Raw genomic sequence first — 14,427 nt, forward strand, 5'->3', positions numbered from 1 at the left:
CTTCTTCAGGTTAACTGTTTCTTTTTATTTGTATTCAACGTATTGGATTAACTAAATAATCCTGATCCGCTATATAGTTTTATTCTACCTGGACCAATAAAGGCAATTGCCAAAGCACTGAACAAAAACAATAAATTCAATTCTCCTGCTAATCCTCCTGTATTTGTCAAATTAAAAATCCCCATTCCCTTCACCAAAAAGATAGACATCACCATCGTTATTGCAATCAGAGTTGCAGATAATCGAGTAGCTATACCGAGGATAACAAATAGCGGAGCAATCACTTCTCCAATAGGTACGCCTAACCACAACCAAGTAGGTAGCCCTTTGGCTGACAACTGATTGATAATGAAATCATGCCCGTGAATTAGTTTATAAATACCGTGAAAAATCATTAGCCCTCCTACGCCTAAACGCAAAAGAAATTTACCGAAATCTGTACTCATGTTCTAAATATAATTTGATTACAATAATTAACTTGTTTTCGTTGGTCTTACTTCAATCTTACTTGGCAATACATTAGGGTTCATACGCAGAATATCGACGATCAACTCCCCAAGGTCATCTGGCTGTATCTTCCAACTATCGCTATCATTAGGCACGTGATTATTGAAGTTTGAAGTTACCGATCCTGGTAAAATAGTCGTTACTTTCACGTCATACTTACGCAGGTCAAGCATCGCAGCTTGTGTAAATCCTACCACCCCAAATTTACTGGCATTGTATCCTGATCCGTTGGCAAAAAAGTTAATTCCCGCTAGACTTGCTATACTGATATAATAGCCTTTATTCGCCTTTAGCTGCTCGACACTCGCTTTAAGGGTATGAAACACTCCCGTCAGATTAGTCTGAATCATTGCATTCCAATCCTCTATGCTAAGCTCTTCAACAGATGCAAATACACCAAGCCCTGCATTAGCAACCACTACATCTACTCGTCCAAATGTACGAACGACTGCCTCTATTGCACGCTGTTCGTCTTCATAGTTACATACATCTGAGGCTACACCAATAATGCGATCAACAGACCCCAGCTCACTTGCGGTTGCCTGTGCATCAGCCAACTTTCGTCCACTAATGGCTACTTTACAGTTATTAGCCAGCAGTACACGTGCGATTCCTTTACCAATACCTTTTGTTCCTCCAGTGATGTACACCACTTTATCTTTAATATCTATCATTTTTCTTATTACTATTTTTGAAAGACTAAGTTAACAATTATTACAGCATTTTACTGAATAACACAACTGTTTTTCATTTTGACTATACCTTTAAAACTTACTTAATTAAGGTTTTGATTATCATTTTTATACCCGCCAAAGGTTGTATCTAGCGTCTAATTAGTTTAAATTCGCCTTTTAAACTATTCATTATGATCAATAAAAGCGCTCTTTTTGTATTGCTATTATCTAGTAATATATTATTCGCCCAGAGAGACCTGACCATGGTAGAAGCAACCAGTGGACAATATACTAGCTTCGCCCCTAAAGCATTAAGCCAACCCAAGTGGAAAAGTGAGAATGCCTTTTCTTTTGTTTCAGTTAATAGAGATAGCCTATTAATTAAAAGCAAAGATACAAAGTGGAAAAACACGAGTGCTTTAACAGCTAAAGAACTAACCTCTAAGCTAAATAAAGCGTTTAAAAATATTGTCTTTGATCTTAAGCGTATTCCTTATGACTTGACGTGGAAAGATGAACATACTATTGAATTCTCTACTTATGACAAGCAAGACAACTTTAAATACAAAATTACCTTTGACTTAAAAGAAGACAAAGTAATTAATCACTTTAAGTACAACACTCTTGCCAGTGAAGAAATCACCTCTAGAAACGACAACTACCTCGCTTGGCTAAAAGACAATAATATTGTCATCACCAGTAACAAAGGAGAGGACATTGTCGTAACAAATGATAAGAATATAGCAGTAATCAACGGTAGCGGTAGTACCCATCGCAATGAGTTTGGTATCGACCAAGGAATGTGGTGGAGTCCTAAACAAGATCAACTACTCTACTATAGAAAAGATGAAAGCACGGTGTCTGATTACCCATTAGTCCAATGGAATCAGCGCGTAGCAGAAAACAAGAACATCAAATATCCCATGGCTGGAATGGCTAATGAACGTGTTTCTCTTGTGATTTATGATGTATTAACTAAAGAAAAAGTCAAACTAGACACTGGTATCGAAGACCAGTTTCTAACCATGGTTACTTGGGATCCTTCAGGGAATTACGTATATGTCGGAGTATTGAACCGTCAGCAAAACCACTTGAAGTTAAACCAATACAACGCAGCTACTGGTGCATTCGAAAAAACGCTGTTTGAAGAGAAAGCAACTACCTACGTAGAGCCTTCTCAAGGATTGGTATTCACACCAAACAAGAATAGCTTTCTACACTTTTCTGAAAAAGAAGGTTATAGACAAATGTATCTATACAATACAGATGGAAAACTAGAACAAAAACTAGGCTTTGAAAACGTTATTGTAGAGAGATTCCTAGGATTTGACAAAGAAGGTAAAAATGCTTTCTATATGGGAGTTACCAATACAGGACTAGATAGACAACTATTCAAAGTAAATCTAAAGAAAGGAAAAACAGAACAGATAACTACTGAATCAGGAACACATAACCTTGTCTTGAACAAAGAAAAAACCTTATTCGTCGATCAATTTAGCAACTTAGACACTCCTAACAAAGTGTCTGTCGAAAGCACAGAAAACAATAAGACTGTTGAATTGTTTGAGGCAAAGAATCCCTATCAAGGAGTAATCGATATGCCTAAGCTAGAGTTAGTAACCCTAACGGCTGCAGACAACAAAACCAAGCTAAACGGACGTATCTTATACCCTACTAACTTTGATGCAACAAAGAAATACCCTGTAATGATTTATGTCTATGGTGGTCCACATGCACAGCTTATCAAAAATAACTGGCTAGGGGGAGCAAACCTTTTCTTCCACTATATGGCTCAAAACGGTTATATTGTATTTACTGTAGATAGTAGAGGTAGTTTCAATCGAGGACGTGATTTCGAACAAGTTATCCACAGACAACTGGGACAAGCAGAGATGGCGGATCAATTAAAAGGAGTAGATTACCTAAAATCACTCAACTTTGTAGATCAAGACAAAATTGGTGTGTATGGATGGAGCTTTGGAGGCTTTATGACAACAACACTCTCTATTCACCATCCTGAAACCTTTAAAGTAGGGGTAGCTGGAGGGCCAGTAATGGACTGGAAGCTATACGAAATCATGTATGGTGAGCGCTATATGGATATGCCAGAAGAAAATGAAGAAGGATATGCTAAAACTAGCTTGCTAAACAAAGCAGACAAACTAGACAACAAGCTCCTAATTATTCATGGAGCACAAGATCCAGTAGTCGTACAACAACACTCTATGGACTTCATTGAAGCGTGTATTAGAGCTAATAAACAAGTCGATTACTTCTTATACCCTTCGCACCAGCACAACGTTAGAGGAAAAGACAGAGTACATCTAAATACAAAGATTGCTAATTACTTCTTTGATTATTTAGCTAAACCGATAAAATAAGTCTTACAGACCAAATGTAAAAAAGCCTGATAGAAATTCTATCAGGCTTTTTTGTACACTTAAATGTATTATGAAAAAATTACTTACTCTTTTCAATTCGATATTGCTTACTTTGTATATGCTCTCTACCAAACATATCGGTTACTCTCACCTCAACAGTGTGTACACCTTTCCCTATTTTGAAAGGAAGCTTAGCACTCCATAAATGCGTTGACTTAGTCGGCCAAGAGGGCTTTCTACCTTTTAATAATTCATCTGTCAAATCAAAGCGCTGTACAGTTGCATAGTGACTTGGATCAATGTTCTCATCTTTCTTCATCGTCTTCCACTCTCCTTTGTCAATTCGATACTCTACCACGTCTTTTTCTGTTCCCATAAAGACATTGGCATATACGCGATAGTTTGAAGCACGCTTATCCCCGATGACCTTAGGCATATACAATTCCATTTTATACGCCTCTTCTCTACCCGATACTTTGTAGTCTAGTTCGTATTGATTTCCTTTTACTACCAAAGTAGCATATCCTCTCGGTGTACCATCACGCATGGTAGAAGCTGGTACCCCTTGCTCATTAAACTCTCCAGAATACCAATCTCCCGAAGTCGTCCCAACGTTGTACTCGTGAATTGGCTTCACCCCAGACCACCCGTGCTCTTTGGTATAAAACTGGTGCATCTGGTAGTGTGTATGAGCAGAAAGTACTAATACATTCTCTCTGCCTTCTAAGATGTCTAATAGCTCTTGTCTAGAAGACTGATCAAAGTGATTTTCTCCTCCAATAAATAGAGGAATATGAAGCGATATAACCACCAATTTATCCTTCGGCACAAAGCTTAAGTCATTCTTCACAAAGTCTAGTTGATCTTGTCTGAAACCTCCTAAATACCCTTTCTTCTTAATAGGATGAGGATATAAGATATCATCTAAGACAATAAAGTGCGCCTCTGCATAGTTAAACGCGTAGTTCGCAGGACCAAAGTTCTTCTCAAAAGTCTCATCAGAATAGATGTCTTCCGTTGCTTCATAGTTCATATCGTGATTACCCATCACATTGTACCAAGGAAGCCCTACTTCCTTCATTATCTCCTTATACGGCTGGTGTAAGTCAAGATCATCTCCTACAAGATCCCCTAAACTAATCCCAAAAGAGATGCCCTCTTTGTTGTTCTTTACTTCATCGACTACAGCCTTTTTGAAGTAATCCAACTCCTCAGTAGTATAGGGCTGTGGATCACCAAACAAAAAAGCCTTAAACGCTGCTGATTCCTCTTGAGGAATTAGAGCAAAGTTGACCTGCTTTGGCAACTTACCCGTTGGAGCTACGCCCTCATACTGAGTCCCTTTTGGAGAGCCTTTAGGTTTGTGAGTTACATAAGTAGCTGGTAAGTTATAGCTATCCATTGCAGTAGTATATTGTCCTGGTTTGATGACAAAGATTTGGTTATCTCCCGTTAGCGGTAGCACATATTTTCCATTTTCGTCAGTCTGCACCACTTCTACTCCATTAGATACGCTTACCCCAGGCAAGACCTTCTCTTTTCTATCCTTCTTTCCATTTTTATTAGCATCTTCAAATACGTAACCCTTTACACTTGTTTGTCCTACTGCTAAGGCTGCAGTAAACAAAAAGGCAACGGTAAATAGTGTTTTTTTCATTTTATAATCGGTTTTATCGTTTATTATATAGTGTCTATTATAGGCGTATACCCCTATAGAAAAAAGTTGATTTAATGATTTGGTAATCTTAAGCTTTCTCTTGTAAATTAAAAGTTAATTAGAGTCGCTTTGTTATACTACTTTTTTGCTCCTAAAGCATTACAGTCCTGTAAGCAAAGCTAAAATCTATAATTCTCTTTTCTCTATATTAAAAGTTGCTACCACTGGCCAATGATCTGATGGCCATAACTTATCATAACTTTTTCTAACAACGCTTGAATGTATTAAAGTAAAGGGGCGGGAATAAAAAATATAATCCACTGTCGTGCTACCCGTACCACTCCATTTATGGAAGGTTTTTAAATTCTCATCTAAAGCATTAAACAATTCCGGCTGCTTTTGTGACTTTAATACATTGATTTCATTTGAATTAGGCTGACCATTGAAATCACCTATACACAAAACAGGCAGTCCTTTACTATTATCTTTAATAATTTGCAATACATATTTAGCTGAACTAATTCTATCTTGAGAAGAAACAGTCGTCCAATGGCTATTTGTGATAAAATATTCTTTGTTTTTGAACTTATCTAAAAGTATAACCCAGGATCCACTTCTATTTTCAGCATAATTCATTTGATAGGTTTGACTGTCTTTGAGCTCAAATCTTGATTTCTTATAAAAGATCACCTTAGGTGAGCCATAAGAATTAGCCTCATCCATATAGTAATCATATCCATTGGCAGCCATTTGCTTTTGTAACCATAACTCAAACCAATTGTCAGAGAATTCCTGTAACCCAACTATATCAACCTTTTGATCTATAATAAGTTGTAATATATAATCCTTTCTTTGTTCCAAAGAATAAGGGTCTGAAGCATCATCATGGCGAATATTAAAACTCATTATACTTAACTGACCTTCTAAGGGTTCTGGTAGTTGCGGATCAACTTGATCATTTAAGGTATACTTTGTTACCCCTTGTGCTGATTCTATATCTGATAAATGAGATTCTCCCGGACAATAACTTAATGGTACTATGGAAGAACTTCTAAGCTCTAACCAGTCTTTAGCATCTGTAGCACCTCCTAGTTTTATAAAGTTCCCAACATCTGAATCTGGTTGAGAAAACAAATGGGTATTAGTTCCTTGTCCAAAAAACGGTTGTTGATTTCCTTGTTTATCTTCAATAGAATAACGATCACTTTGAATAGGAATTCTATACCCCCATTGATTGTTTTGGTCAAATACTCCTTGGATTGTTGTTCCGTAAAACACCGCATCGATAGGTACTGTTTCAGATGTAACCTGGGTTCCTTTAAAAACAGCTATCCCATCAGCTGTATTTTGACCATCTTTAGATAAATTACCTAATAATCCACTGGTCGGATCTCCAAAGCCATCGCCTTGTTCTAATTTATAATCTTTAGTTGCAATCCAGTTTGCCTGACTAATATCTGTACTTTTACCACAGCTTCCATATCCTGATAAAACCTTTGATTTTCCTCCAACATAAAAAAATGTTCCTTTTTTTACACTTCCACTTACTAAATCAAATTTATAGGTAGCCTTACCTCCTTGTGCCCAACCTTTATCAGAAACAATACCATTGTTTGCAACCACTAGACTATAAGGTGTATTATTAAAATCAATGTCTTGTAAAGCTAAAAGCTGAATATACTCATAACCTCCACTGTGATGAACCACTATAGAACCACCTTGATAGGTAGATGTAGTACCATTTGCTGCACCATCACTACCTCTAGGGGCTGCTTGAATCCCGGTTATAATAATGGGACTATTCACCTTTAAATAACTCTCAGGCACTATATCTAAGGTAATTTTAACCTGTTTATCTTGATTTTCAATCTCTAAGTTCGCCTGTTGTTCTTTGTTATCGTGGTGCGCTTTTAACACATACTCACCTTGTTGTAATTCTGTAAATAATGCAACTCCTGTTAAAGAAGTTTCTTCTGATTTTATCTGTTTCCCTTTAGTATCATATAACTTAACTAAAGCCGATTGAATTGGAGCTTGCATTTTATCAACAACCAAAACCGTAGCTGAGTATAAATTAACACTCTCTTTTTCAGGGTTTTTATTTATAAAATCATCTTGATAGCTACATGAACTTGAAAAAACTAATAAGGTAATTAGTTGTATAAATATTTTTAAATAATTTTTCATTTTGATTTACCAGCCTTTATTTTGTGTTAATTGACTATTTAAAACTATTGATTTATAAGGTATTGGATATAGATACTGATGCTCTTGAAACACACGAGTTAGGTTATCCATTAAAATCAATGTTCCAGAATCTCCATTTGAAAGTTTATATTGATTATTGTCAATTATATAATAATAAACTCCCTTTTGAGCATCTGAGGGTACTTTGGATACAAAACAAACATCAGCTTGGCCATCATTATTAATATCCATTAGTATATTTAATCCAGGGACATACATACCATCATAGGTTTTAGTTAATAATTCAGCCGATTTCCATCGTCTTAAGTCATCATAACGAAACCCCTCTAAAACAAGTTCTATAGCGCGTTCTCTTCGTATTTCTAGTAAATTAGCATCAGTTAGTTTAGGATAGAAATTTTGAATCAGATAAGGATCTGCTACAGTTGGCATACCAGTATTTTTTATCCCAGCACGTTGTCTTAATAATTTTATTGTTTTGTCCCAATCCGAAGTAGTGAAATCACCTAACTCAGCCTTAGCCTCTGCGTAATTCAATAAGACCTCCGCATATCTTATAATAGGAAGTGAGTTATTATTCTCTGCCACACCATCTGTTGCTGATGAATCTAAAGTTAACTTCTTGGGTTGATAACCAGTATAGGTGTAAGTAAAATCTGGTGCCGCAAATTGACCATCTCTTTTATAATCTCCCATTCGAATGGTTTGTTCTAGGCGTTGATCTCTATTGGCTACTTCCTCAGAAAAAGCAATTAAACCATAATTGTTTTGATCGGTAAATCTAGAGCCGTCGATATTCAAATAGGTATTCACAAATGATTTTGTCAAATTAGATCTATTGCCATAAGTTGCACTTGTATAATACCAATTTGCATCATGAAACAAGCGATATGCCGCACTTGCATTAGCCGCTAAAATCACCTCCGAAGACTCAGGTTGTTCTTTATTAAATAAATTTCTATAGCTTTGATCTCCACCTGAGGTGTTTAATCTGTATAAGTTAGCTTTAATTAATTCATCAGAACTAATCACTGCTTGTTCAAGCCATTTATCTGCAGTATCAGATAATCCAAGATCTGTGTGGTATTTTCTAAAAGTACCTTCAAACAAACATACTCTTGATTTAAATGCAAGTGCTACTTGTTTAGTTATTCTAGAAGAACTATTATCTTTATTACCTTGAATATTAGCAATGGCATAATCTAAATCCTGTAAAACTTTGTCCATTACCTCCTGTCTTGGATCCCTGGGTTTGTATAATTCTGGGGCATCCACAGCAAGGGTCTTTTCATACCAAGGAACATCTCCAAATCGCTTAACTTTTTCAAAGTAAAACCAGGCTCTAAAAAAACGTGCTAATCCCTGATAATGATCTTTTCTCTCCTGGGAAATAGCAGCATTTTGATAGTGTTCTAAAAAATAGTTGATGTTTCTTAAATCACTCCAACTCCATCCACCACTATCATAAGCCGTATATGTTCCTGTTAAATAGTTATTAATGGTTCGTCCAATTACATAATCTGTCATATTATCCGATCGAACGATATCTTTACCTGATGGTAATATTTTATAAAATGAATTACTATATAACTCTAAGTCTTTTTCTGAAGAAAAAGCCACCTCTGGTGAGAGCTTATCAAAAGGAAGCTGATCTAAATCATTTGAACAAGAGCTCAAAACTAAGATTCCTACTAAAGCCGTTAGTAAAATATTTTTTTTCATAATTTAATTTTTTAAAAAGTAATATCTAATCCTAAGGAGAATGTTTTTAACATTGGATATCTCATCCCATTGCCTCTATTACCAGCCAACTCTGGATCAGAACCATCAATGACCTCTGGATCCATTGTTTTTAACACTCTAAACATTGGAGAATAAGTCCATAGGTTTTGCCCTGTAAAAAAGATTCTTAAACTTTGTATCTTATTCTTTTCCAATAAATGCTTAGGAAAATCATAACCGATGGTTAAATTTTTTAAACGGATGTATGCTGCGTTTTGAATATATTTACTCTGTTGAACGTTTAACTCCCCTCTACTATTTAGGGCAACATAACCTCTCATTCGAGGAAAATAAGCATCTGGGTTTTGCTCTGACCACATCATATTAGACATCTTAGAAGGATGCCAACTATATGGTCTATTATAAGCGCCCCAAAAAAGAGAATTATCCGCCCCTGGCCAGAAGTCTCTTTTTCCTACACCTTGAAAAAAGGCATTAAAAAAGAAATTGTTCCACTCAAAGTCTGCTTTAAAACCAAAATTAAAACGAGGTGTAGAATTACCAATTACTCTTCTATCTCCAGGATTGTTAAGTGTATTATCACCAATATCAATGACCCCATCACCATTTAAATCGGCAAATTTTATATCTCCCGGCATCTTAATATTTGCTGCCGAAACACGGATATAACTCTGATCGGCATGATTATCTATATCAGCTTGATCAATAAAATAGCCAGCATTCTCAAACCCCCAAATCTCACCCACTTGCATACCTTGATAAAAAGTATCTAAGGATTTGGTTGGATTGTTAAATTTGGTTATTGTAGATTTATTATCAGATAAGATGAACTTGAATTTATATTTCAATGGTTTAGAGAAATTTATTTGATCTCTCCACGCTATAGATAATTCCCAGCCTTTTGTTTGTAAATCGGCATAATTTCCCTTAGGCTCTGTAGCTCCGAATACTTCGGGAAGCGGTGTGCCTTGGGTATACATATCAGTTGTAGAACGTTTATACCAATCAAAAGAAGTTACCAACCTACGATTAAACCATTGGGTATCCAAACCAATATTAAATGTAGTAGCCTTTTCCCAAGTAAGTCCATTTGGAATTACATTTGGCTTGTTTGTATATAATGGATTTTTACCATTTAACAACACATTTAATTGATTCACAGACATTGTTTCTAAATATTGATAAGGAGCAATATTTCCATTTCCTAATGAACCATAGGATGCTCTGAATTTTAACTCAGGAATAATATCAGCTAAACGACTATTCTGCCAAAAATTCTCTTGAGAAACTCTATAGCCTACTGAAGCTGAAGGAAAGAACCCCCATTGCTGATTCTCAGGAAACTTTGAAGACCCATCATAGCGACCATTAACTTCTACAAAATATTTCTCCCTATAATTATAGTTAAAGCGGAAGAATGCTCCCAAAGTAGCCCACTGATATCCACCGGCCTTTAAAACGATATTCTCTCCTGTGGCTAATCCGAAATCTGGCAAAAGAGAATTGGTCAAATCATTTCTTTCAAAACTTCTTCTATCTAGGCGTAACTTTTCATAGTTATACCCTATCAATCCTTTTATATTATGACCATTAAACTGTTTTTTATACTCAGTATAAAGATTCATTCCTTTATAGGTTGTCTTTTTCTGGTATTCTTGAAGTTTGTTTTCTCCCCGTTGGGATAACTCTCCTGGCCTTACACTATAAGGTACTGGTGTGTATTGTTTGTTTTCAACTTCATTTAGATTCCTAAAAGTAAAATCGCCATAAAAAGAAAGTTCTTCTTTTATAATATCGGCCTTAAAACTTGTTGTGTTTCTAAGTTGTTGTCTATTGGTATCTGAATAATTTCCTCCTGTAATAAAACTTCCAAATACAATTGCTGCATTATGTGTTAATGTCCCATCTGGATTATACAACATAGCTACAGGAAATGCCTCATCTGAAATTCTACGCCATACAGGTGTATCTGATGGATGATTTAAAATAGGAAAGAAATAATCCATCTCTGCATATTCGAAATTGTTTTCTAGTTTTAACCAATTGGTTAATCTTAAAGCCCCTTTACCTCTTAGGTTATACATTTTAAACTTATCGGGATTGTACCTAAAGACCCCGTCTTGTGAATTGATTCTTCCTGATAAATAATAACTTGCTTTTTCCCCTGACCCACTAGCATTTAAATTATACTCTTGAGCCGTAATCATATCTGCATATAATTCTTTCATCCAATCTGTATTGCCGTAATAAACATATTTTCCTGTGGATGGATCTATTTGAACCTTACTTAAACTCGGATCTTGGTCGTGTTGTTTTAACTCTTGCAAATATTCCATGGAAAAAGGGAATACACTATTTGCCTTAGAAGGATGCATCTTATAATCATTCCACGAATAATAAGACTGATCAAACTGTTCTGCCCACTGATAACCATTAGTTACTAAATCTGGTTTTACAGTGTGATCAAGTATTGAGAAATTGGTTGAGAAATTGATTTTAGACTTCTCATTCTTAGATTCTTTTGTAGTGATAAGAATCACCCCAAAACTTCCTCTTGCACCATAAATAGCTGCTGAGGCAGCGTCTTTTAATACAGAAACACTTTCAATATCATTGGGGTTCAATAAAGAAGGATCTCCCGGTACACCATCTATTAATACAAGAGCACTTCCTCCACCCCCAATTGAGGTAGTACCTCTAACATTATAAGTTGCTGATCTAGTAGGTTTCCCATCACCAATCACTAAATTAAGGTTTCCTATTTCTCCTTGAAGAGCTTTGGCTAGATTTGTTACAGGTCGATCTCTAAAAGTCTCCGCACCTACTTGGTCAACAGCACCTGTGACATTAGCTTTTTTTTGTTTTCCATAACCAACCACTACCACCTCCTCTAGGCTTGTTTGGTCAATCACCATAGTAATTTGCATTGTCTTTGATACCAAGGCTTCAACGGTTTTGTAACCAATAAAAGAAACCTGAAGTTTATCTTTTCCGATTTGTGCTGCTATAGAAAAACTCCCATCAAGATCTGTACTAACTCCTTGATTTGTTCCCTTTAAAATAACAGTTGCTCCAGGAACAGCTATACCATACTGATCTTTAACAACTCCTTTAATTCTCTGCTGACTCTTTGAAGGTAGTTTTACTGAAATAGTAGTTCCAGATACCTGGTAAGTAATTCCATAGTGTTCAACTAAAAGGTTTAAAATAGTGTTTATTTCACTTGAATTAATATTCAAATTAACTCTTTTTTCTAAAGCTGTAACCTGGTCACTATAGATTATTGTATAGGAAGACTGCTTTTTAATTGCATTAAATACATCTACAATTGATGCCTTTTCAAGTTGTAATACAATAGGTGCTATTGCCTTTTGTTGTCCATAAAGCTCATTAAAGCTTAAAAGGTTCAAAAATAGCAAAGCAGTGGCTAAGGAAGCATATAATTTATTCTTCCTTTGTAGTAATTTTAGATACATAATTGTTATCTTTGTTTTTCTAGTTAATTATTCTGCATAAAATGATTAATTATTCATAAACCTGTTCATTGCTCCAACTCTGTACAGGTTTTTTATTTATTTTTTTCTCATATATATTAGATTGGTTACACATTAGTTATTTAAATAAACATGAATTACTCCATCGGGTTCCTGTTTATATGTTATTCCATAGATAAACTGAAGACTCTCTAGAATATCCTCTACTTTATCATAAGTAAAATCACCACTGATTGTTGTTTTAGGAATTTGCTTAGAGGCTAATTTTAAATTAATATCAAATCTTCTATTTAATACCGTTAATACTTCCTCTATTGTCATTTTATCAAATTTTACCTCACCTTTAAACCATTGATTAAATTGACCTGAATCGATGTCGTTTTTTTCAAAAGGATATCCTTTTGAGCTATATAAAACTCTTTGATCTTTCTTTAAAGTAACATGTTCACCGCTAATTTTATCTTCAACTCTTACCTTACCTTGATACACACTGACTTGCACAGTTTCATCAGTACTATCATTAACGTTAAATTTAGTTCCTAGAACGCGTGTTTTTAATTTAGGACTATTCACTAAAAAAGGAGAATCATTCAAAGTGTGCTTAACCTCAAAAAAAGCTTCACCTGTTAGTTTTACTTCCCTATAATCGGAGTCAAACTCTTTTGGATATAATAATTTACTATTTGCGTTTAAATGAACCAAAGTAGAATCACTTAAATAAAACGTTAACTGTTGGCCTCTTTGGGCATACTGTTCAATCCATTGTTGCTTATTGTAAGTGGTAAAAATCGCTAAGGAAATCGATAAAAACACAACAACAGCTGCAGCTATTTTATAGTAATATAGTTTTTGAGACTTTGATCTAGGAAAAATCTTCTTATCAATTTTTTTCTTTATCTGATCACCTATATTTTTTTTAACTTGGTGAGATTGGACTCCTGATTCCTGTAATTTATCAAAATATAACTCAACAAGTTTGTATTGTTGAGGGTCTGCTGTTTGATCCGCATATCTTGATAATATTTTTTTAAAATATTTAACCATCTTTGTCTTTTATCTTTACTATATACTATGATGTATATTAAAAAGTAAAAACCCCTATTAAAGTATAAAGACTTAACGATTAGTTAATATTAAACCAATGAAAGTAAAAAAGAAAAGTGGGTATTTGTAATGTATCGTGTGTTTCCACGTAATAGCTTTAAGGCCTTATTAATTTGATTTTCTACAGTACTTTGTGAAATATTTAATTCAAGAGCTATTTCTTGATAAGACAATTGCTCATAAAAACGTAACTTAAATACAGTCAAACACTTGGCAAGTAAAACACTGCTAGCTGTTTGCTCTATCTCTGATAATAAACGATTTTTAATTTCATCAAATTCAACCTCGTCTAATTCGGGAATAAGAGCGGCAATATTTTCTATCTGAACCTCATTAAAGGTTCGTTTCTTTAAAGCTTTCGCGCATTGGTTTCGTACCGCTTGAAACAAATAAGCTCGAGGCAGTTCAATACTAACCAAATCCATTCGATCCCAATAATCGATAAAAATTTCCTGTATTATATCCTCAGCAATAGCTCTATCCCTAATAATATTATAGGCAAATGCATAAAGCTCAGACCAATGCTTTTGATACAAGTTATCAAAATTTTTCTCTTTACCTGTCATTTTATCGTTTGCTAACTACAAATATTGTTTTACCCAAAGATAACAATCTAGCTAGATGACAATTTTATGATAATGTTAAGTTTTTCTAGCTAT

Annotated in this window: 9 protein-coding genes; 1 reads left to right on the forward strand and 8 read right to left on the reverse strand. The window is 34.9% G+C overall.

Annotated features, from left to right (window positions below; all coding sequences use genetic code 11):
• Nucleotides 1-47: 47 nt before the first annotated feature.
• Nucleotides 48-446: a DoxX family protein gene (locus GJV77_RS00865; RefSeq protein ID WP_155034468.1), complete on the reverse strand. Its 399-nt coding sequence runs from the start codon at nucleotides 444-446 to the stop codon at nucleotides 48-50.
• 27 nt (nucleotides 447-473) lie between these two features.
• Nucleotides 474-1,181: an SDR family oxidoreductase gene (locus tag GJV77_RS00870; protein WP_155034469.1), complete on the reverse strand. Its 708-nt coding sequence runs from the start codon at nucleotides 1,179-1,181 to the stop codon at nucleotides 474-476.
• A gap of 191 nt (nucleotides 1,182-1,372) precedes the next feature.
• Between GJV77_RS00870 and GJV77_RS00875 the strand changes: the two genes are divergently transcribed.
• Nucleotides 1,373-3,562 carry a S9 family peptidase gene (locus GJV77_RS00875; RefSeq protein ID WP_155034470.1) on the forward strand — a complete coding sequence of 730 codons (2,190 nt, stop codon included), beginning with the start codon at nucleotides 1,373-1,375 and terminating at the stop codon, nucleotides 3,560-3,562.
• Nucleotides 3,563-3,641: 79 nt separating this feature from the next.
• On the opposite strand, the gene GJV77_RS00880 is transcribed toward GJV77_RS00875, so the two are convergent.
• From GJV77_RS00880 to GJV77_RS00905, 6 genes are all read right to left on the reverse strand, one after another.
• Nucleotides 3,642-5,219 carry a calcineurin-like phosphoesterase C-terminal domain-containing protein gene (locus GJV77_RS00880; protein WP_155034471.1) on the reverse strand — a complete coding sequence of 526 codons (1,578 nt, stop codon included), beginning with the start codon at nucleotides 5,217-5,219 and terminating at the stop codon, nucleotides 3,642-3,644.
• A gap of 186 nt (nucleotides 5,220-5,405) precedes the next feature.
• Complete coding sequence (locus GJV77_RS00885) at nucleotides 5,406-7,406, reverse strand: endonuclease/exonuclease/phosphatase family protein (protein WP_155034472.1); 2,001 nt, start codon at nucleotides 7,404-7,406, stop codon at nucleotides 5,406-5,408.
• Nucleotides 7,407-7,412: 6 nt separating this feature from the next.
• Nucleotides 7,413-9,149, reverse strand: coding sequence for a RagB/SusD family nutrient uptake outer membrane protein (locus GJV77_RS00890; protein WP_155034473.1), 1,737 nt, complete (start codon nucleotides 9,147-9,149; stop codon nucleotides 7,413-7,415).
• Nucleotides 9,150-9,160: 11 nt separating this feature from the next.
• Nucleotides 9,161-12,646, reverse strand: coding sequence for a TonB-dependent receptor (locus GJV77_RS00895; RefSeq protein ID WP_155034474.1), 3,486 nt, complete (start codon nucleotides 12,644-12,646; stop codon nucleotides 9,161-9,163).
• 132 nt (nucleotides 12,647-12,778) lie between these two features.
• Nucleotides 12,779-13,708: a FecR family protein gene (locus tag GJV77_RS00900; RefSeq protein ID WP_155034475.1), complete on the reverse strand. Its 930-nt coding sequence runs from the start codon at nucleotides 13,706-13,708 to the stop codon at nucleotides 12,779-12,781.
• 89 nt (nucleotides 13,709-13,797) lie between these two features.
• Nucleotides 13,798-14,334: an RNA polymerase sigma factor gene (locus tag GJV77_RS00905; protein ID WP_155034476.1), complete on the reverse strand. Its 537-nt coding sequence runs from the start codon at nucleotides 14,332-14,334 to the stop codon at nucleotides 13,798-13,800.
• Nucleotides 14,335-14,427 lie beyond the last annotated feature (93 nt).

Origin of the sequence: Myroides pelagicus (assembly GCF_009711055.1) — a bacterium.
GTDB classification, from domain to species: domain Bacteria; phylum Bacteroidota; class Bacteroidia; order Flavobacteriales; family Flavobacteriaceae; genus Flavobacterium; species Flavobacterium pelagicum.